The following is a 21,482-nucleotide window of genomic DNA, read 5'->3' as shown; positions in this document are numbered from 1 at the left end:
CAATCATAAATTTTCAATTTGTGGATATGTAGCGCTCATTCGTTACCAGATTATCATTATGTTTTCGGTATAAAAAGTAAATTCCAAAACCACTAAAAATTAAAAATAATAAAAGTGAAATCAATGAAACAATTTTTCCAGTAGCAATTACTTTTGGTTCAAAAACCATTTGTATAGTGTGATTTCCTGCCGGAATTGAAACTGCACGCAGCAAATAATCTGCTTTTATGTATGGAACTTCTACATCATCGATAAACATTTTCCAACCTTCTGGATAGTAAATTTCTGAAAAAACAGCGAGTTGTGGCGTTTTAGATTGTGTTTTGTATTCTAAAGAATTCGCTTGGTATTTTGTTAAATTAATAATCGCCGTAGAATCTTTGGCTAAATTTTTTCCATTAAAATAATTTTTATCCAAATCTGAAATGACGGCTGTTTTTTTAGAATCTATTTCGCCCAAAGAATTAAGTTCTTCATTGGGTGTTTTTACAAATTTCACATCAGAAACAAACCACGCATTTCCATTATTTTCTGGATTTGGAACAATTTGCGGATTTTCCTGATTTCCCAAGACCATATATTTTACATCCAATAAATTTAAAATTTTTGGCGTTTTAATGGAATCTAATGTGGAAAAATAGGCATTAATTAAATCATCGTATCGTCGCAATTTTACCGCGTGATAACCTCCCACAGAAGATTTATAATAGGAAGTATTGGTTTCGCTAAATGTTCCTAGAATATTATTGAAAATCCGGTAATGCGCTTTGTCTTTTTCGGAAATTGTTTCTAAAGCTTTATTCACTTTCGCATTATCTAAAAGTGATTTTAAATTTTGATTATCACCCACTTTTTCAATTAATAAATCTGAAGTTTCAGTTTGAAAAGGTTGTTCTGCAAAGGTTTTATCAACAAAATTATCATTATTTAAATAGCGTTTGTTCACAGACCAAAGATCAAATAAACTGATTAAACCGATAATAATTAAAGCTAAATTTTGAGATAACTTTTTCTTTAAAGCAAAATACAAAACGGCGAAAACAAGCGCTACATAAAGAATTGCTTTTAAGGCATCAATTTTAAAAACAGAATATCGCGCAACTACAAAATAATCTAAAAGATACGGTGGAAAATAAGTTTTTTCTGCATCGGTGTGAAAACCGAGTAAACTTTTACCAAAAATTAATAATAGCAAAGTAAATCCTAAAATTACAGAACTCACCCAAATTAAAACTTTCTGTTTGTAAACATCCGTTAAAATATTTTCTTCCGAAGTTTCAGTTGTTTCGTTTGAATTAAAAAATCGATAAAGTCCGATGATTGCTAATAAAGGAAATAATAATTCTACGACGACTAAAATAGAACTCGGCGCTCGGAATTTATTATAAAACGGAACATAATCAATAAAGAAATCTGAAACAATTAAAAAATTACTTCCCCAAGCTAAAAATATAGTGAGAATTGAAGCGCCTAAAATCCAATATCTGTATTTTTTCCAAGCGAAGAAAAATCCTAAAATTGCAAGAAAAATCACAACTGCTCCTTGATAAGCGGGACCAGAAGTTCCCGGTTGATTTCCCCAATAAGTGGTGCTCGAAAATCCTTTTTGGATATTATCAACTTCTTGCTGTGAAGTGGCGTTTTGTTGGATTAATTCTTGCGTTTTGTTCATCATTTCGGCAGAACCATCTTCTTGACTTCCACCGCCCATCAAACGTGGAATAAATAAATTTAAAGTTTCAAGTTTGCCATAACTCCACATTAACATACTTTCTTTGTCCATTCCAGATTTCCCAGAAGTATGCAAATCATTATTTAAAATTTGCTTTCCTCGAACAGTTTCTTTAATGTATTCAGAATTTGCCATTATTCTTTGAGAATTCATCCCAACTCCCAAAACGAAAGCAACGGCTAAAATTCCTGTGGAAATTCCAAAATGTTTCCAACTGATTTTCCCAGTAGCGGCGCGTAAAAATTCTGATAGAAATAAAAATCCCAAAGCAAGAAAAATATAATACGTCATCTGCGGATGATTAGCGAAAATCTGCAATGCCATAAAAAGTGTGGTCACGATAAATCCAAAGACATATTTTTTTCTAACGTAAACCAATAAAATTCCTGCTAAAAGTGGTGCAAAATAAGCGACAGTATGGATTTTACCATTATGTCCCGCTGCAAGTGCTATATAAAAATAAGTAGAAAGTCCGAAAAAAGTAGCTCCCAAAAGTGCATATTTCCAATTTCTAACTACAACTAAACCTAAAAGAAAAAAACCAGAAAAAAGTAAAAATAAATAATTTGCGGGCTTTGGCAAAAGCATAAAAAAATCATCTACACTTCTTATTAAATCGCCCCGAAATTGTGCCCCCATTTGATAAGTAGGCATTCCACCAAACATAGAATCACTCCAATAAGTTTCTTTTCCATTATTTGCGCGAAAATCTAAAAGCTCTTTTGCGCCACCTTTATATTGAATAATATCGTGCTGAAAAAGTTGTTTCCCATTTAAAACAGGATTGGCGTAAACTACCGCCAAAATTACGAACAGTAATAAACTTGCTGCAATAAAAATATATTTTTTGTTTTTCAGCATAAAGCTATATTTTTAGTTTTTTGAGTCAGAATCTTTCGGTTCTTTTATTTCTTCATAATCCACAGTTTCTGCGTCCCAATGCACTTTTCGATTGATTTTTGAATCTTTTGGATTATTTGTTGTTGAATTATTTTGAGGATTTTTCTGCTGAAAATTCTTTAAAACACTATTGAAAAACATTTTTTTTAAAAATCTCCAAACAAAAGAAACAATAATTATTACAAGAATTACATCTAAAATATCTTTAAGCATAATTAAAATAAAAATTTAATATTATTTATTAGAAGGATTAATCATTACAGATGAAGTTGATGTACTCGTCATTGTTTGAGATTTTTTACCGTCAGAAATTCCTTCTTTTTGCGTTGTTTTTACAGAAATATTTTGATTTTTTATCCACCCAGAATATTGGTCAAATTTTATTGTGCCATTTTGTGCAAGCTGTGAACTCATTGTATGAGTAACGCCATCTTGCGTTTTTTTATCAGATTTAATCGGGATTCCTCCATTTACAGAAATTTCAGCAATTCCATTTCCTACACTTTTCAAAGTATAAGTTGTGGTTAGCTTTACTTTTCCATCTGGTGAAGCATTTTCTGCAACAGTCCATTTTCCTCCTATTTTAACACCTTTTGAAGGAAAAAAAGATAAGTTTTTAGAGAATTGTTCTTTCAATACTTTCTCATCAAAATTTTGTTTGAAATTTGCTAAAAATTCTGCTCTTTGTTTTGCATCTTTAATAATTGAGGTTGTTGCTAAATTTATTTTTTTATAAATTGGATCAAAACCCGTAATAGAAATAACTTTTCCCGATTTATCCATTTTCATATTCAATTTATTTCCGGTCAAAGCTTTATTAATTGTCCACATCATTTTTAACTGATCTTCTTGTGGAATTGCTTGTTTTGTATCAATTACCGTTGTTTTTCCGTTCGCAGATTGTGAATTTCTTTTGCCTATTAAATTAATTGTAATATCATAAATATTATTTTTAAAATCATTTACCGTAAAAGACATCTCATCTGTTGCTTCACTTGTGCCACTTACTTTTTTACCTGTAGGATCTGTAATTTCCTGTAAATCTCTTTGGTAAGTTACGAGCGGATACGTTTTTCCTATTTCTAAATTAAAACTATGTTTAAAAATTCCAGCTGAATCTTTTATGGCTAAATTTTCTGTTTTTTCTTCTGTGGTATTTGTAGAATCTTTCACGGGAACTTCTACTGTTATAGTTTTTCCTGTTTTCGGATCTACTTTTGTAATGGTTTTTGTTTCTTTTTTACAAGAAACAAGCGTTAAAGAAATAAGCGCAATGGCTAAAATATTTTTCATAAAGATTTGTCTATTTTTTTTAATCGACTTATGCAACCGCTATTTTAATTATTTTATTTTTAAATTTTTATTAAAAAGCGATTTCATTAAATAGTTAATTTATTGTTTTTATTTAAAATTGAGAAACAGCTAGCTTTTGTCTAACTGCTTCGTATAAAATTGCACCACAAGCAACGGAAACATTTAATGACTGTGTTTTTCCTTTAATTGGTAATTTTATTTTTTCATCTGCATGATGAAGAACTTCTTTTGAAATTCCGGTTTCTTCATTTCCCATCACAATTAATGTTGGTCCAGAAAAATCTGCCGCATAAATTAAATTTTCCGCTTTTTCAGTTGCTGCGAAAACTTTCACTCCAGATTGTTGAAGAAAATCTACCGTATGAGCAAGATTTTTTTCTTTACATATTTTAATATTATAAAGTGCGCCCGCTGAAGTTTTTATGGCGTCAGAATTAATTGGAGCACCTCCTTTTTCAGGAATAATTATGGCATCAATTCCGACACATTCTGCAGTTCTGCAAATTGCGCCAAAATTTCTAACGTCGGTTAATCTATCGAGCATTAATAAAAAAGGCGTTCTTCCTTCTTCAAAAATTTGTGGCAAAAGATTTTCAATATTATAAAACGGAACATCAGAAATAAATGCAACTACACCTTGGTGATTTTTTCGTGTAAAACGGTTTAGTTTTTCTATCGGTACATAATTCGCACGGATTTTATGTTTTGCTAAAGTTGCTTTTAGTTCAGCATAAATTTGTCCTTGCAAAGCATTTTGTAAAAATATTTTATCAATGGTTTTTCCTGCTTCTAAAGCTTCCATTACAGGTCGCAAACCAAATATAAAGTCGTCTTTTTCTTTCATATTATTTTCTCTAAAAGAAAGTTTTAATTTAATTTCGCTCTGCTAAAAGCGCTCTTCTTTGCGCTAAAATATAGCCGTAGTGTAAACTTTCATGCATATTATTAAAAATAATTGCGTCTTGAATACTTTTTAAATCTACACCATAACTCGTAGAATAAGGCGTGTAATCTGGGAAAAAATTATCATCGTAATCTTTCATTAAAATACGCGAAGTTTCTGTTAATAAAAAACCCAAATCTTCTATCTCCGAAGCAGGAACATCTAAATTTGCAAGCGTTCCTTTTTTATATTTTTCTATCCAAAAAGCATCAATTCTAAAAGGATTTCCACTCAGATAATAATGCAAAAGTTGTTGTGTAGCAACGCAATGTGCAATATTCCAATATATATTATTATTAAAACCGTCCGGAATTGTTAATAAATCTTTGTGAGAAGTTTCCCGTAAAATTTCTAATAAATGTTGACGGGTTTGTTTGTGTAAAGAAAAATGATAATTCAAAGCAATTATTTTTAATCTTCAAAAATACTTCATTTAAATTGAATTGCATAAAATTTTAGAAGCTATCAAAAAGAGATTAACATTTTTTTAATAAAAATTTACTCAATTTGGACAAAAAGGATTAATTTGTGATGGTAATTTTTAACAAAGTTTAACTCAAAATTATCATTAAATAGTTTGATAATGCTCAATTTTATTAGAAATTTACCCATTATTTTATTTCGCAAATTATGGCAGAATTACAACAAGCAGAAGATATTAAACTTTTAATGGAAAAAGTGCAACAGCAAAATATGTACTTTTCATTATTAAAACAAGAAATAAATCGCACAATTATCGGTCAAGAATACATGATTGATCGTTTACTCATCGGACTTTTAGGAAACGGGCACGTTCTCCTGGAAGGTGTTCCAGGTTTGGCAAAAACTTTAGCGATTAAAACTTTAGCAGAAGCCGTTCACGGAAAATTCTCAAGAATTCAATTTACGCCAGATTTGCTTCCTGCAGATGTAATCGGAACACAAATTTATAGTGTGAAAGACAATGATTTTTCTATAAAAAAAGGACCAGTTTTCGCGAATTTTGTTTTGGCGGATGAAATTAATAGAGCGCCCGCAAAAGTGCAATCTGCATTATTAGAAGTGATGCAGGAAAAGCAAGTAACAATTGGTGATGAAACCATGTTTTTACCGAAACCATTTTTGGTTTTAGCAACACAAAATCCAATTGACCAAGAAGGAACTTATCTTCTACCAGAAGCGCAAAGTGACCGGTTTATGCTGAAATGCACGATTGATTATCCAGATTTTGAATCGGAAAGAAAAATTATGCGGATGATTTCCACTCAAGAAATTCCGACCATTAAACCAGTAATTACGCTGGATCAAATTATTGATGCGAAATCAATTATCAATCAAATTTATTTGGATGAAAAAATTGAAAAATATATTTTGGATATGGTTTTTGCCTCAAGAAATCCTGAAAAATATGGAATGTCGGATTTAAAAAATTACATCAGTTTTGGTGCTTCACCGAGAGCTTCAATTAATTTAGCAATCGCTTCTCGTGCTTTTGCATTTATAAAAGGACGCGCTTTTGTGATTCCGGAAGATGTGAAAGAAATTGCAAAAGACGTTTTGCGCCACAGAATTGGGTTGAGTTTTGAAGCAGAAGCAGAAAATATTTCTTCTGATGAAATTGTCGATAAAATTTTGGGTAAAGTTCAGGCGCCGTAAATTCACGAGCAATTTAACTAAGCAATGAATTTTATGAATGAACTACGAAATACTATGAAAAACTTTACTCTTTTTATTTTTACATTTTTATCAATTGGATTATTTGCCCAAAATTCTAAAATCTACCCAAAAGGCAAAATTATTCTCGGTGAAGAAAACACCTTTATTTATGAACCCAGAAAAGGTATTTCGGTTCCAGAAGGAAGTGAGGTAAAGTTTGTTACGATCGTTCAACAAAAAAGTTCACCATTAATTAAAAGCCAAAATAAATATGAATTTAAAATTAAAGTTCCAGATAGTATAAGAACGATTGTTTTGTCTGTTTTTGATAAAAATGAAAATTTATTTGATAATAATTTTGATAAAGGATACATTTCAATTTTAAATAAAAGTGATAAATCAAAGGCAGAATTAGATAAATTGGCATTGCTTCAAAATCAGGCCTCCTACTTTTATAAATTAAAATATTCAAAACAATACTATGTTAATCAATATGAGAAACTCTTTAAATCAGAACCGAAATTAAAAGAAAAACCAGAAAATATATTTTATTATTTAGAGGCGCTATTTGCCGCAGATGAAAAAAAAGCAGAAACTGAAAGTTTAATTATTGCAAAAAAACTGGAAAATAAAAATGATGAAAAAAGTTTGATGACTTCAAGGGATTTTTATCAAAATTTTCTAAAAGATTCGCAAAAAGCGACTACTCTTTCAACATTAATTTTAAAAAAATATCCAAAGGGTAATTTTGCAAAAAATATGCTGATGGATAAATTTCGCAAAGAGGCAAAGGAAGCAGACGTAAATACACTAATGCAATATGTTTCAGATTATAAAAATAATTATCCAAGTGGAGAATATGACAAAATATTGACAGACCAGATGAATGCGGTCATACTAAGTAAAATTATTGAAAGCAAAGATTGGTCAAAAATTGAGGATTTTACAAAAAGATTTAATTGTGAAATGAATGCGGCGAATGTTTTTAATTTGAGTGCCTGGAAATTAGCCGACGGCGATGATATTACTTCTGACGGAAAAGATTTAGAATTTGCCGAAAAATTAGCTCGTAAATCTGTAGATATTCTCGATAATAAACTTAATAATTTGGGGAAATATGAAGAGAAATCAGAATATAATGATCAGTATCTATATTATACTGACGCTTTGGCTTTAGTCTTATATAAAGAAAAAAAATATGATCAGGCGTTTTTGGAGCAAAGCAAAATAATTGACTTGACTAATATAGATGATACAAATCGTGAGCGCTATGTTTTGTATGCACAAAAGGCAAAAGGCGATGACTTTGTTAAAAATTATATTTACAACTTACTTAAAAAACAAAATATTTCCGAAAAACTTTTTACAACACTTTCTGATATTTACAAAACTGAAAATTTACAAACTGCAGAAATTAACAACTTAAAAGAAAGCAATAAAAAAATAGAAACTAAGAAGTCACAGGAGAAATTGCTTAAATTATATTCTGGAAATTTAAAAGCAAAAGATTTTGAATTGACAAACTTACAAGGTCAAAAAGTTAAGTTGAGTGATTTCAAAGGAAAAATTGTAGTACTCGATTTTTGGGCAACTTGGTGTGGACCTTGTAGAGCAGCACTTCCACATATGCAGGAATTAGTTAAAAAATATGACAAGTCTGAAGTTCAATTTTTATTTATAAATACAATGGAACGGGAAAAACCAGATGAAATTAAAAAGAAGGTTAGCAAATTTATTGCAGATAATAAATATGATCTAAATGTCTTATATGATTTTGATAATAGTGCTTATAAGAACTATTTAATAGACGGAATTCCCTGCGAAATTATAATCGATAAAAATGGCAATCTTATATCTAGAAGTTTAGGCTATGATAGTAATTTGGAAGCGCTTATTAATGAAAATAAATAATTAAAAATAAATAAAAGGTTTGCTTCGGCGTTCCTTATATCATTGAAAATGGAAGTAAAAGATATTGTAAAAAAAGTAAAGCAGATTGAAATCCGAACTCGCAGGAGAACGGAATCTACGCTTATGGGGCAATATCATTCTGCTTTTAAAGGACAGGGAATGACGTTTTCGGAAGTTCGGCCGTATCAAAGTGGTGACGAAATCCGACGAATGGATTGGAATAAAACCGCACGTTTTCGAGAACCATTTGTAAAAGTGATGGAAGAAGAAAGGGAATTGACGATGATGATTTTGGTCGATATTTCTGCCTCAATGAATTATGGAACTCGAAACGAACTTAAAAAAGATTTTGTAGCAGAAATCGCGGCAAGTTTAGGCTTTTCTGCCGCAGGAAATAATGATAAAGTCGGTTTAATTTTATTTGCCAATAAAGTTTATAAAGTGATTCCACCGAAGAAAGGGAAAAAGCATATTTTGGCGATTTTAAGTTCAATTTTAACGGCAGAATATGTTCCTGCGGTGAGTAAAATAGATGTTGCGCTGGAATATTTGATGAATATTTTTAAGAAAAAAGCGCTTGTTTTTTTACTTTCAGATTTTGAAGACGAGTACAGCGAAAAAATTGTAAAAATTGCGGCAAAGAAAAATCAACTGCTTGGTTTGAGGATTTTTGATGAGAAAGATGAGGAAATTCCAGACGTTGGTTTTGCACATTTTACAGATGTAGAAACAGGAAAAAAAATCTGGGCAAATACTTCAAGTGTTCGATGGCGCTATGATTTTGCAGAAAAACAAAAACAAAAAATAAAAAATATTAAAGAAAATTTCGAGAACAGTTCCGCCAGTTTTTTAAACATCAATACTTCGCAAGATTATTCTAAAATTTTATACCAATATTTCCAAAGAAAGTAAATCAATTGAAAAAATTATTCTTTTTAAGCGTATTGTTATTCGGGATTTTTAGTTTTTCCCAAACGCTTTCTTCTACTCTAAACAAAACGACTTTGGCTTTAGGCGAACCTGCAGTTCTCAAAATAAACATTGAAAATCTGCAAGGAAAAGACGTGAAATCTGCACCAAAAAATGAACTTTTGCCTTTTCATTTAGAGGAAACAAAAGATGAGATAATTAAAAAACAAAATAATTATACAAGAGAAATTGAATTTGCAGTTTTTGAAGAAGGGAAATTTCAAATTCCTGCACTCGATTTTAAAATTGGTGAAAACACTTACAAAACCATTCCTTATGAAATTGAAGTTATAAATACTGCGAAAAAAGGCGACAAGATTAGCGATATTATGAATAATAAGGAAGTTAAACTTGGGTTAAAAGATTATTGGCAATTATATAAATTTTATGTTTTGGGAGCGATTGCATTAATCGCATTATTTATTATTATTTATTATTTTATTCGCTACAGTAAAAGAGAGAAAAATACGCCAAAAGTGATTAGTAATAAAACATTGAAAGATTTAGAATTATTAAAAAAGAAAAAATATATTGAAAATGGTAATTACAGATTATTTTATGTAGAATTATTAGAAATCACGAGAAATTTTATTAGCACACAATATAGAATTCCTGCAAATGTATTATTGACCGATGATCTTATTGATTTTATGAAACAAAATAATACCATTTCGCAAGAAAATGAAAAGGTTGTAGAAGATATTTTTTTACGTGGAGATTTAGTGAAATTTGCGAAAACTTTTCCTGATAAAGAAACAATGGGAGCTGATTTTAACGACATAAAAGATTTTGTAAAACGCTCTTCAAAAGATATTGAATTTGAAAATATTAGAAGCGATGTTTAACTGGAATTTTGAATTTTACAGTCCATGGTTACTGCTTTTGTTTCTATTATTTATTCCATTAATTTTCAGGGATTTAAGTAAGAAAAATAAAATCGGAATTAAAGTACCTTCCATTCAAAACATGAAACGGAATCAAAGTATTATTCCGGTTTTATTCTTTCTAAAAATTTCAAAATATCTAATTTTATTTTGTCTAATAATTGCCATTGCAAGACCGAGAACTTTCACTATTTCACAAGATAGAGATGATTCAAAAGGAATTGATATTATGTTAACTGTTGATGTTTCATACAGTATGTTGGCAAAAGATTTAGATCCAGATCGTCTAACTGCACTTAAAGAAATTGCGAAAAATTTTATTGAAAAAAGACCAAATGACAGAATTGGTTTGGTTGCGTATTCCGGGGAAGCTTTTACAAAAGTGCCTTTAACAACAGATCATGAAGTTGTTGAAGATGAAATTGCAAATTTAAATACAAATGAATTTTTAATACAAGGAACTGCAATTGGAGAAGGACTTTCTGTGGCGGTGAATCATCTAAAAAACAGCAAAGTAAAAAGTAAAATTATTATTTTGATGACGGATGGTGTAAATAATATTCAAAATGCAATTCCGCCACAAACCGCTGCTGAATTAGCAAAAAACAATAACATAAAAGTTTACACTATTGGAATTGGAAGTAATGGATTTGCACTTTTTCCAACCAATCAAGATGTTTTTGGAGATTTAATTTTTACTGAACAACCTGTAGAAATTGATGAACCAACTTTGAGAGATATTGCACAATTAACTGGCGGAAAATATTTTAGAGCGACATCAAAAACAAGTTTAGAAAATGTTTATAACGAAATAAATCAGTTAGAAAAAACGGATATTAAAACTGCAACTCTTTATAATTATACAGAATATTTTAGAATATTTCTTTGGATTGCTTTGGGAGTTTTGCTTTTTGATGCGCTTTTGAGATGGGCTTTTTACAGAACTTTAAATTAGGATATAGATTTTAGGTTGTAGGATTTAGGTTGTAGAATTTAGAATTTTAAGAAATTATGAATTGGACTTTAGGAAATTATTGGTATTTATTCTTGCTGCTGCTTTTGCCGCTGTTTGGGATTCTTATTTTCCGATATATAAAATGGAAAAATGAGCGTCAAAATTTATTTGCAGAAACCAGATTTCAAAAGGAATTATTTACAAAAAGTAGCCGATTTTCTAAAATTTTACCGCTACTCTATCTTTTAGCAGGTTTATTTTTAATTTTATCAATCGTCGATTTTATAAGTGGAACAGAAGAAATAAAATCAAAACAAAATGTAAATAATGTCATTTTTTTATTAGATGTTTCTAATTCTATGAACGCACAAGACATTGAACCAAGTCGATTAGCGGAAGCGAAAAACTTGATGATTCAAAGTCTTAAAAAAATGCAAAATGACAAAGTTGGAATTGTAGTTTTTGCAGGCGATGCTACTTCAATTATGCCATTAACAAAGGATTTCGATGCTGCTTCAACTTATATTGATGGAATTGAAACGAGTGTAATGCCCACTCAAGGAACAGACTTTCTAAAAGCAATGCAAGTTGCTTCAGAAAAATTTAAAAATATTCCAAAAGGTTCAAGAAAAATAATTTTAATAAGTGACGGCGAAGATAACGAAGGAAATGATGAAAATGCTTTGAAACTTGCAAAAAAAGAAGGGATTTCAATAATTTCCGTAGGAGTTGGAAGTGAAGAAGGAGCGCCAGTTCCGGAATATATTTTTGGACAATTAATGGGTTACAAATTAGATGGAAACGGCGCAACTGTAATTTCTAAAAGACAAACTGAAGCTTTAAAAGATTTAGCTGAAAATACGGGTGGAAGTTTTATCGACGGAAATAATTTAGATAATGCAACTTCTGCGATAAAAACAGCTTTGGAAAAAAGCGCATCTTCTTCCGAAAGTATTGTTACTTCTCAAAATGCAGTACATTATTATCAATATACTTTGGGAATTTCAATTTTCTTTTTTAGTTTAATTTTTCTACTCAATCCAAAACGGGATTTCAATATTTAAAATAAAATTTTAAGAGCAAATGGCTTTTAAACCAATATTTTAACCCTTATTTAACTATTTTTGAAAGCAACTTTAACATTTAATAGATTAATTTTGCATTGATGAATATGGTGAAAAATTTATTAGTGTTTTTTCTTATTTCTAGCGGATTTCTAAACGCACAAGAAAGTTATAATTCTTTAGTTTACGAAGGCAATTCTGCTTTCGGTAAAAAGAATTATGAACGCTCGTCTTCAAAATTTATGGAAGCTGCCAAAATAAAAGACAAAGATTTTGCAGCACATTATAATCTCGGCAATTCTTTTTACAAAAGAAAAATGTACGAAGAAGCGCGTGCAGAATATCAAAAAGCGGAAACTAATGCCACTACTTTACAGGATAAAATGGCTGCTCAATATAATATTGGAAATACTTTCATGGAAACTCAACAACCAGAGAAAGCCGCAGAATATTATAAAAATGCTTTAAAACAAGATCCTTATAATGAAAGTGCGCAACGCAATTATCAAATTGCAAAATTGAAAGAAAAAGAAAAAAAAGAACAACAAAACCAAAAAAATAAATCTGGAGGAAACGGTAAAAATCAAAATAAAAACCAAAATAATGAAGACGGAAAAGGTGATACGCCACAACAAAAATCTGGTGGAAATAACCAAAATAGAATCGGAAATGGTGAAAATGGGAATCAACCCAATAAAAAAACAAACGAAAAAAATATTCCTGAAGATTTAGAAAAAGCAATTTTAGAACGTTCAGAAAACAAAGAAAGAGAAACTGCTCGGAGAATTTTAAATAAAAACGCAAACTCAATGCCACAAAGCAATGAGAAGGATTGGTAATGAAACAATTTCTTAGTTACATATTATTTTTAATTTCTGCCATTTCGGTTCACGCCCAAGTGAATTTGGCTGTAATTTCTGATACTCGTGATTTGCAAGAAAATCAACAAATTAAATTAACGATAATATTAGAAATCCATGGCAATGAATATACGCAACAAACGCCCATTCAACTTCCAGATTTTTCTAAATTTGATGTAGTTGGAACGGCCTCTGAACAAAATACTAGTATTAATCAACAACTAAATCAAATTATTTATCAAGTTGTTCTAAAGCCAAAGCATTCGGGTAAAATAAAAATTGGTTCTGCTCTTGTGACTGTAAATGACAGAATCTACAAGACAGAACCCTTCGATATTTTTATTTCTGAAACAGATAAAAAAATAGCTGCAAAAAAAGATATCGATAACGATTTACATATTAATCTTGAGATAAAAGATCGTAATGTTTATGAAAACCAACCTACAATTGCAGTTCTAAAAGCTTACAGCAAAAATTATAATAATTTTAGAAAGCTAAATCACATTAAATTACCTCAAATTAATGGTGTGAAATTTCATCCAGTTAATAATAAAAAATCGGATATTGAGCAAAATCCAACTACTAAATTAGCCTCCCAAATCATTGGTGTTTATCAAATAAGTACTACGGAAAATGGCAAAGTAGAAATTCCTGCTGTTTCTGCAATTGTGAAAAAAAGTTCAGGAAATTCAACACTTAAATCAAATAACGTATTTTTAAATGTAAAAAAATTACCTGAAAATGCACCAGAAAATTTCAAGAATGCTATTGGAAAATTTAAAATAAATTTTAAAACTTTTGCAGCAGAAAATTACATTGTAGGCAAACCTTTTCACGCAGATATTACGATTTCTGGAGAAGGAAATTTCCATTCTATGGATTTACCAAAACTTGAAAGTTCACCAGATTATACTTTTTTCGCTCCAAAAATTATTTATAATACTCAAAATTCAGAAAATGGTTCTAAAGGAAATGTCGTTTTAAAATATATTGTTATACCCAAAAAAGATGGACAAATCTCTTTAAAAACGGAAGATTTTTCTTTTTTTGAACCCACAAAAAGCGTGTATGAGAATTTAAATTCTGACACTTTATTAATAGCTGCAATGACGGCGGAAGACCTCAATAATTCCAAAAGCACTTTAGATAAAGTGAATGATTATACAAGTAATGTTTTAGAAACGGTAAGTTCACCTAAACTGATTTCTGAACAATTAAAAATCCCGGAAGTACACGAAATAAATTATAAAATAATATTTGCAAATCTAATCATATTAGGTGGATTGGCATTTTTTGTTTTTGCTTATAGAAAGAAAAAACGCAGAAAACATAAAAAACACAAACACGTAAAAACACCAATTTCAAGAATAGAAAATATTCAAGAAGCAGAAGAAAGATTAAAAAAAGAAACGCCCATTGATTACGACACGGAAATTATTTATTTAGAAAGATTAAAAAATTCAAAAGATTTTGAAGGATTTTTTAAAGCTTATGAAAATCTCCACCAAGAGTTAGAAAATAACAGCCAACTTCGTTTCAATACTACTTTTCAAAATTATTTATCCCAAAATAATGGTGAAAAAGTGGCAGAAGATTTCAGAAATTTAAACCAAGAAATAGCAATAGAAAAATTTGCACCTTTACATTCTGAAGACAATATTGATAATCTTTTTCTAAAATTAAAAAATATCTTTTCTAAAATTGAAAAATAATCATTTATAATTTATATTTTTGCGAAATTAATAAAAATTCAAAATGTTCGAATTATTTTCTTTGAAAGAAACACTTACCGCTACAATGGTACTTTTTGCCGTAATTGACATTTTGGGTTCTATTCCAATTATTGTATCGTTGCGACAAAAATTTGGACATATAGAAGCAGAAAAAGCCTCCATTGTGGCGGCAATTTTAATGATGGCATTTCTATTTATTGGTGATAAAATTTTAAAATTAATTGGAGTTGATGTTAATTCGTTTGCGATTGCGGGTGCATTTGTTATTTTCATAATTGCATTAGAAATGATTTTAGGAATTGAAATTAATAAAACCGGTGAAAGTTCTTCTGCATCCATTATTCCCATTGCATTTCCTTTAATTGCGGGAGCAGGAACTTTAACTACCACTCTTTCTCTTCGCGCAGAATACCACGATATTAATATCATTTGCGCCATACTTTTAAACTCTATTTTCGTTTATATTGTTTTAAAATCTGCAACTTGGCTTGAAAAAAAGATGGGAAAAGGAAGCTTACAAGTTTTACAAAAAGTTTTCGGAATTGTACTTTTAGCAATTGCTATTAAATTATTTACCGCTAACTTTGCGCAACTATTCAGTCAGTATATTCATTTTTAAAATTATCTAATGAAAACCGTTTATAAAATATTTCTAGCTCTTTTTGTAATTTTTATTGCAATCAATTTTTATGTAATTAATTGGGAAGCTGGTTTTTTTGCAGGAGAAAATTCAACATTTATATTTTCTATTGCAGCTGGTTTGGTGGGAATTTTTATAGTATTTGTTTTAAATACTTGGAGTAAACTTTCTACTGCTAAGAAATAAATTCTAAATTTTTTAGAATTGCTTCAGATTTTAATTCTGTTTCTTGCCATTCTTTTTTAGGATTGCTTTGCGCGGTAATTCCGCCACCAACAAATAATTCTGCAGCATTTTTGTAAATTTTTGCACATCTCAGATTTACAAAAAAATAAATTTCTGATTCAGTTTCTACTTTGCAAAAACCTGCATAGAATTCTCGAGGTTTTTTTTCGAAATTTAAAATTGCATTTTTACAAAAATCTTTGGGAATTCCGCAAACCGCAGGTGTTGGATGTAAATTTAAAATTAAATTCTCTAAATTTTCTTTTTCAATTTTTAATTTAAAATCGGTTCTTAGATGTTTAATATTTCCTGAAATATGGTCTTTTGTTTCAGAAATCTCAGTTTCTTTAGAATATTTTTTTAATACTGATTCTATATAAAAACTCACCGTTTTTTGTTCTTCAATTTCTTTTGAAGTCCAATCTTTTTCTAAAGCTAAAGTTCCGGCTAAACTCATGGTTTCAAACTCCGAAGTTTCTTTATCAAATTTCCCTAAAACCTCAGAAAATGCACCAATCCAAGATTCTTTTTCAGTTTTGAATAAGTAAACAAAAGCATTATTGTAAGATTTTATTAAGTTTAAAAAACTTTGAGAAAGATTAATTTTCTTTTGTTTTAAATCAATTATTTTTCGTCTGGAAATGACCAATTTTGGAATTTGATTTTCAGTAATGAAAGAAATAACTTCACTAATTTTTTTTGAATAATCAGTTTCAGATTCTTGCTTTAAATTCTCAAGTTTGAAATTTAAATCGTCAGAAAACCAAGATTTCTCTAATAAATCTTCTGATGAAATTTTTTGGAAATCACCTTTAAAATTTAATTTTTCTGATAAATCAAAACTGGTAAATCCAATTTTTTGACAGTCAGATTTTAAATCATTGAAGAAAATATCTTTAGAAAACGGAAGTCGAAAGAAAATTTGAGGAGGCATTTTATTTTGCAATCACGTTATTTGTCATTGTGGTGTAATTAATTAATTCCCCTTTTTCATTACGAATTTTAATTTCTGAAACATGCACTGTTTTTCCTTTTCTAATGAATTTTGCAGTTCCTGTAACCGTTCCTTTACTTATACTTCGAAGGTGATTAGAATTAATATTGGTTCCAACTGCGTAAAATTTTTCGGTATCCAGAAAAACATTAGACAAACAAGAACCTAAAGTTTCAGCTAAAACGCAACTTGCTCCTCCGTGCATAATTCCGAAAGGTTGATGTACTTTTTCGGTCACAGGCATTGTTGCGGAAAGTGAATCTTCAGTAAGTTGTGTAAAAAGAATTCCAAGATTTTTTGCTAAAAGTCCATTTCCCCAATTATTAAGAAAATCTAATGTTTCTTGTTTTTCTTGCTCTGTCATATTAATATATTTTGGGATTCCAATTTTCCGGAACTGCAGGTGTAATTTTATTGTAATACTCTTCTAATTCTGACATAATATCTTCGTAAGTACGTGTTTCCAAATCGTTAACAGAAATTATTTTGCCTAAATGGATTTCTTTTTTACCAAAATCACCTGCACCTAAAACGATTGGAACTTGTGCTTTAATCGCCATATGATAAAATCCTTTTTTCCATCTTGTAACCCAACTTCTGGTTCCTTCTGGTGTTATAACTAGGCTAAAATCTTCTTTTTTAAATTGATCACAAACAAAATTAACGAGATCATTTTTTTGTGAACGATCAATCCCAATTCCACCCATTGCTTTAATTGCAAAACCATACCACGCTTTTGTATGTTGATCTTTTATAATTACTTTTAAAGGTTTTCCTAAAGACCAATAGGCGAAGTTTCCTAAAATATATTCCAAATTAGCGGTGTGTGGCGCGACAACTAAAATACAACGATCTAAATTATCTACATCTCCATCAAGAACAACTTTCCAGCCGAGAAGTTTTAAACCTAATTTTCCTATTAATTTTTTCATATTTATATTTTTATTTCTCTTTGATTGCCATTTTTTTATTTGGCATTTTATTGTTTTTTAAACATGGTTTCATATAATTTTAAAAACAAAAAGTATAACCAACATGTGGTTATACTACAAATATTAAGTATATGATTTTGGTTAAAATAAACTGGTAATGAAATTCACTACTGTGAGAACGATATCTAAAACGAGCTGTACCATAGTTTTTTCTTTTTATTAATTTAATTTAAAATTAACGGAACGAAGATAATAATTTGAAATTACAAACCATCATAAAGTTTTGTTAATATTTAATAATAATTTGAGAGCGAGAAAAGTGAATGTATAATTTAGTTTAAAAGATCATTCACTTTTACTCATCCACTCTCAGGTTATTTTGTTTTAATATCAATATGTGCTTTATCCTTATCTACGTCAATTTTTATGTTTCTTAAATCCTTTGGACTTAAAATTACTTTTTTCACATAGTTTTCTGCTTCATCTTTTCCTACTTTTTTTCCATTTATAATAATTGAATCTGCATCATCTGACGGAATATTTATTGTTGTTCCATTTATTTTAATATTAGCAGAATTATCGGAATTATCGTCATCTTTATCATAATCGTCATCTAAAGAAAATCCGCGTTCTTCATTTAATGCAATCACTTTCATATTTTTTGGAACTACAAGTTCATAGTTTACATCGTAATCGCGTAATCTATAGCTATATGGATAAGAAATATAATTAGGAAATAAAATTTTATTATTTTGTATTTCTACCGGAACTTGCATTTTTAAAGGAATATTATATCCCTCTGCATTTTTCTTAATCACTAAATAAGGTGCAGAAACATCTTTGTGAGTTACATCTATTGATGGATAATCTCTTTTAAAAACTGTTTTTTTGTCAGAATAAATATTATCCCAATAAGATTTAAAATTAGAAGAAATTTCTACTTTTTTTACATCTACAAAAAGACTGTCGGACGTTGTATTAATCGCAATATTCTGCGTTTCTTCATTATCACCAGAATATTGTGAGTTATATCGTGCAGCGGAAAAACCAATAGTTGCCAAAAGCACAATCCATAAGAAAACCAATGCACCGATAACATATCCTGTAAATTTCAAAGTTGTTTTTGGTGAAATTAATTTAATTGCTAAAAGGAAAAATATAATCGCTGGAATAAATGTAGAGAGAAAAGCAAATCCGGTGATTAAATATTTTAAATTATAATCTTCTAAATAAAATCCAAAATTTCCAGAGAGATTCAAAGCACTGTCACTAAACCAAGTAGAACCAAATATGGCTGCAGATCCAATAAGACAACCGATACCCATTAATCCAAAAATTCCACCTAAAATATATCGGAAAGCGTTCCAAATTGCAGATCCTGCGTATTCTACATTTCCTTTATTGGCGTTATAAAATTGTCCAACTTTTTCACTAGATTCATTTGCAAAACTTACAATTTTATTTGATTCTTCTTTTAAATTGTCAAAATTAATTGGTTTGCCTTTCATTTTCAGAAAATCTGCAGCTGATTCTGCTTCAGGCAGAACCAACCAAAGAATTCCATATAAAAATGCAATTAAAAGTGCACTTCCAGCTGCAGGAATCATAATTAAAAATACCGCGACCCAAATAATACGCATTACTGTAATATCTAAACCAACATATTGCGCTAAACCTGCACAAACACCGGCAATTTTCTTCTTTTCTGGATCTCTGAAAAGTTGTTTTTGTCCATTAAAGTGTGAAGATTTTTCTTCTTTTTTTGCTGAAGAATTTTCAGAATAATAAGCCTGTTCTTGCTCTTCAATTTTTTCTGGAGCACCAATTTGGGCAATTACTCTTTCTACATCTTCATCATTAATCACTTCTCTTTTACCAAGAGATTCTTTGAAAATTTCCACCATACGGATTTCAATATCGTGCATTACTTCATCTGCTTCGTTTGCATCTAAAGTATTTCTAAGCGCTGCTAAATAATCGCTGAGTTTTATATACGCGTGTTCTTCTATTGTAAAAGAAAAACCAGCAAGTCCTATTGAGAGTGTCTTATTCATGGTATTAAATATTTGAAGGTTTTGTTATTTTGTTTACGGAAACAGTAAGTTCCGTCCAGGTTATTTGAAGTTCAGCAAGAAAGCTTTTGCCTTTTTCAGTAATCTGATAATATTTTCTTGGCGGTCCGCCGGTTGATTCTTCCCATCTGTAGGAAAGAAATTCTGCATTTTTTAATCGGGTAAGAAGTGGGTAAAGTGTTCCTTCCACTACATCCAAGTGTCCTTTTTTCAGTTCCTCTATCAAATCGGAAACATACATTTCACGATGATCAATAAGGCTCAAAATACAGAACTCTAGAATGCCTTTCCGCATTTGCGCTTTGGTGTTCTCTGTATTCATTTGTAATTATTTATTTTGTTTTTAAGGTCAAATGTAATCGTCCGTCTAAATTTGTATTTGTTTATATATTTTATAAATGGCGATTTCATAATTTGGTTATTGTTAATAAATTTTAAAAATTAAATAGACTCTATCTTAATTGTACTATGCAAAGATATGTAATTAAATTAGTATTATGCAATACAAAGTAGTAAAATATTTTAAAATAATAAGTAATTAATTGATTATCAGTTATATTAATTTTTATTAAATTTATTAAAAAATAAAAAAACTTTCAGTTTTGCCACTGAAAGTTTAAATTTTAGATTAAAAATGCTTTTTTTTAAATTTAATTTTTTACAACCAACCTTGTTCTTTCATCCAATCGTCATTATAAATTTTAGCAACGTATCTAGAACCGTGATCATGTAAAAGCACTACAATTATATCATCTTTTGTAAACTGATCTTTCATTTGAACTAAAGCAGAAATCGCACTTCCTGCAGAATAACCACAAAAGATTCCTTCTTCTTTTGCTAATTTTCTCGCGTAAATTGCGCCATCTTTATCGGTTACTTTTTCAAAATGATCAATTACATTCATATCAAAATTTTCAGGAATAATGTCTTCGCCGATTCCTTCTGTGATATAAGTATAAGCGTGACTTAAATCCAAAATTCCTGTATCGTGATATTCTTTTAAGATAGAACCAAAAGTATCCACTCCAATAATTTGAATATTTTCGTTTTTTTCTTTGAAGAATTTTCCACACCCTGTAATTGTTCCTCCAGTTCCTGCTCCTACTACAAAATGTGTCAAATTTCCTTCGGTTTGTGCCCAAATTTCGGGTGCGGTTTGCTCATAATGCGCTTGTCGATTAGATAAATTATCGTATTGATTGACGTACCATCCATTTTCAGTTTCTTCAGCTAAACGTTTCGAAACACTATAATAAGATCTCGGATCTGTAGGTTTTACATCCGTTGGACAAACGATAACTTCTGCACCCATTGCGCGTAGAATATCACATTTTTCTTTAGATTGTTTAGCGTTTGTAACGAAAATACATTTGTAACCTTTTATAATTGCGGCTAAAGCCAAACCCATTCCTGTGTTTCCGGAAGTTCCTTCAATAATAGTTCCACCCGGTTTTAAGCGTCCATCTTTTTCTGCATCTTCTACCATTTTCACCGCCATTCTGTCTTTCACAGAATTTCCTGGATTAAAAGTTTCAACTTTTGCTAAAACTAAAGCAGGGAAATCTTCTCCCAAAACTTTATTTAATTTCACCAAAGGTGTGTTACCAATGGTTTCTAATATATTTTCTGCGTATTTCATACAATATTTTTTGAAAAAGTGCATTGTTAATTGATATCACAATACTTTTAGATAAGCAACTTTTTCGGTGGCAAATTTAC

Annotated in this window: 21 protein-coding genes; 10 read left to right on the top strand and 11 right to left on the bottom strand. The window is 29.9% G+C overall.

What is annotated here, in order from left to right:
* Positions 1-13 precede the first annotated feature (13 nt).
* From ACN0WB_RS09880 to ACN0WB_RS09860, 5 genes are all read right to left on the bottom strand, one after another.
* Entirely contained in the window at positions 14-2,593 is a 2,580-nt protein-coding gene (locus ACN0WB_RS09880) for a YfhO family protein (protein ID WP_417431301.1), read from the bottom strand.
* Positions 2,594-2,605: 12 nt separating this feature from the next.
* A complete protein-coding gene (locus tag ACN0WB_RS09875) occupies positions 2,606-2,773 on the bottom strand; it encodes a hypothetical protein (RefSeq protein WP_417431299.1) in 168 nt (55 codons plus the stop codon).
* A 93-nt stretch (positions 2,774-2,866) separates the two neighbouring features.
* Positions 2,867-3,925 carry a DUF6263 family protein gene (locus ACN0WB_RS09870; RefSeq protein WP_417431297.1) on the bottom strand — a complete coding sequence of 353 codons (1,059 nt, stop codon included), beginning with the start codon at positions 3,923-3,925 and terminating at the stop codon, positions 2,867-2,869.
* 112 nt (positions 3,926-4,037) lie between these two features.
* Positions 4,038-4,790, bottom strand: coding sequence for a 23S rRNA (guanosine(2251)-2'-O)-methyltransferase RlmB (gene rlmB / locus ACN0WB_RS09865; protein ID WP_417431296.1), 753 nt, complete (start codon positions 4,788-4,790; stop codon positions 4,038-4,040).
* Between the two features lie 28 nt (positions 4,791-4,818).
* Complete coding sequence (locus tag ACN0WB_RS09860; protein ID WP_417431294.1) at positions 4,819-5,289, bottom strand: DinB family protein; 471 nt, start codon at positions 5,287-5,289, stop codon at positions 4,819-4,821.
* Positions 5,290-5,519: 230 nt separating this feature from the next.
* On the opposite strand from ACN0WB_RS09860, the gene ACN0WB_RS09855 reads away from it, so the two are divergent.
* The 10 genes from ACN0WB_RS09855 (at position 5,520) to ACN0WB_RS09810 (ending at position 15,726) form a co-directional block, all read left to right on the top strand.
* Entirely contained in the window at positions 5,520-6,524 is a 1,005-nt protein-coding gene (locus tag ACN0WB_RS09855) for an AAA family ATPase (RefSeq protein WP_417431292.1), read from the top strand.
* A gap of 54 nt (positions 6,525-6,578) precedes the next feature.
* Positions 6,579-8,435, top strand: a complete 1,857-nt coding sequence (locus ACN0WB_RS09850; RefSeq protein WP_417431291.1) for a TlpA family protein disulfide reductase — start codon at positions 6,579-6,581, stop codon at positions 8,433-8,435.
* Between the two features lie 48 nt (positions 8,436-8,483).
* Positions 8,484-9,347 (top strand): DUF58 domain-containing protein, encoded by an 864-nt coding sequence (locus ACN0WB_RS09845; RefSeq protein ID WP_417431289.1) that lies wholly within the window; start codon positions 8,484-8,486, stop codon positions 9,345-9,347.
* A 5-nt stretch (positions 9,348-9,352) separates the two neighbouring features.
* A complete protein-coding gene (locus ACN0WB_RS09840) occupies positions 9,353-10,249 on the top strand; it encodes a BatD family protein (protein ID WP_417431287.1) in 897 nt (298 codons plus the stop codon).
* On the top strand, positions 10,242-11,243 hold the full coding sequence (locus ACN0WB_RS09835; protein WP_417431393.1) for a VWA domain-containing protein: 1,002 nt from the start codon (positions 10,242-10,244) through the stop codon (positions 11,241-11,243). The genes ACN0WB_RS09840 and ACN0WB_RS09835 overlap by 8 nt, the downstream gene beginning before the upstream one ends.
* Positions 11,244-11,299: 56 nt before the next feature.
* Positions 11,300-12,307, top strand: a complete 1,008-nt coding sequence (locus ACN0WB_RS09830; RefSeq protein WP_417431285.1) for a vWA domain-containing protein — start codon at positions 11,300-11,302, stop codon at positions 12,305-12,307.
* Between the two features lie 107 nt (positions 12,308-12,414).
* Entirely contained in the window at positions 12,415-13,146 is a 732-nt protein-coding gene (locus ACN0WB_RS09825; protein WP_417431283.1) for a tetratricopeptide repeat protein, read from the top strand.
* Entirely contained in the window at positions 13,146-14,879 is a 1,734-nt protein-coding gene (locus ACN0WB_RS09820) for a BatD family protein (protein WP_417431282.1), read from the top strand. Before ACN0WB_RS09825 ends, ACN0WB_RS09820 begins: the two co-directional genes overlap by 1 nt.
* 43 nt (positions 14,880-14,922) lie before the next feature.
* A complete protein-coding gene (locus ACN0WB_RS09815) occupies positions 14,923-15,519 on the top strand; it encodes a MarC family protein (protein WP_417431280.1) in 597 nt (198 codons plus the stop codon).
* Positions 15,520-15,528: 9 nt separating this feature from the next.
* Positions 15,529-15,726, top strand: coding sequence for a hypothetical protein (locus ACN0WB_RS09810; RefSeq protein ID WP_417431278.1), 198 nt, complete (start codon positions 15,529-15,531; stop codon positions 15,724-15,726).
* Here ACN0WB_RS09810 and ACN0WB_RS09805 read toward each other — a convergent pair.
* The 6 genes from ACN0WB_RS09805 to ACN0WB_RS09780 all read right to left on the bottom strand — a co-directional run bounded on the left by ACN0WB_RS09805 (position 15,716) and on the right by ACN0WB_RS09780 (position 21,402).
* The gene (locus ACN0WB_RS09805; protein ID WP_417431276.1) at positions 15,716-16,699 is read right to left on the bottom strand and encodes a chorismate-binding protein; all 984 of its coding nucleotides are present in this window, start codon (positions 16,697-16,699) and stop codon (positions 15,716-15,718) included. The two genes, ACN0WB_RS09810 and ACN0WB_RS09805, sit on opposite strands and share 11 nt — an antisense overlap.
* 1 nt (position 16,700) lies before the next feature.
* Positions 16,701-17,123, bottom strand: coding sequence for a PaaI family thioesterase (locus tag ACN0WB_RS09800; RefSeq protein WP_417431275.1), 423 nt, complete (start codon positions 17,121-17,123; stop codon positions 16,701-16,703).
* A 1-nt stretch (position 17,124) separates the two neighbouring features.
* Entirely contained in the window at positions 17,125-17,691 is a 567-nt protein-coding gene (locus ACN0WB_RS09795; protein WP_417431273.1) for a 1-acyl-sn-glycerol-3-phosphate acyltransferase, read from the bottom strand.
* Between the two features lie 374 nt (positions 17,692-18,065).
* Entirely contained in the window at positions 18,066-19,745 is a 1,680-nt protein-coding gene (locus tag ACN0WB_RS09790) for a PspC domain-containing protein (protein ID WP_417431271.1), read from the bottom strand.
* A 4-nt stretch (positions 19,746-19,749) separates the two neighbouring features.
* The gene (locus ACN0WB_RS09785) at positions 19,750-20,085 is read right to left on the bottom strand and encodes a PadR family transcriptional regulator (RefSeq protein WP_417431269.1); all 336 of its coding nucleotides are present in this window, start codon (positions 20,083-20,085) and stop codon (positions 19,750-19,752) included.
* A 336-nt stretch (positions 20,086-20,421) separates the two neighbouring features.
* On the bottom strand, positions 20,422-21,402 hold the full coding sequence (locus ACN0WB_RS09780) for a PLP-dependent cysteine synthase family protein (protein WP_417431267.1): 981 nt from the start codon (positions 21,400-21,402) through the stop codon (positions 20,422-20,424).
* Positions 21,403-21,482: the final 80 nt, after the last annotated feature.

The organism is Halpernia sp., from assembly GCF_048269545.1.
GTDB lineage: Bacteria > Bacteroidota > Bacteroidia > Flavobacteriales > Weeksellaceae > Halpernia.
This window is presented reverse-complemented; position numbering and strand designations above follow the sequence as displayed.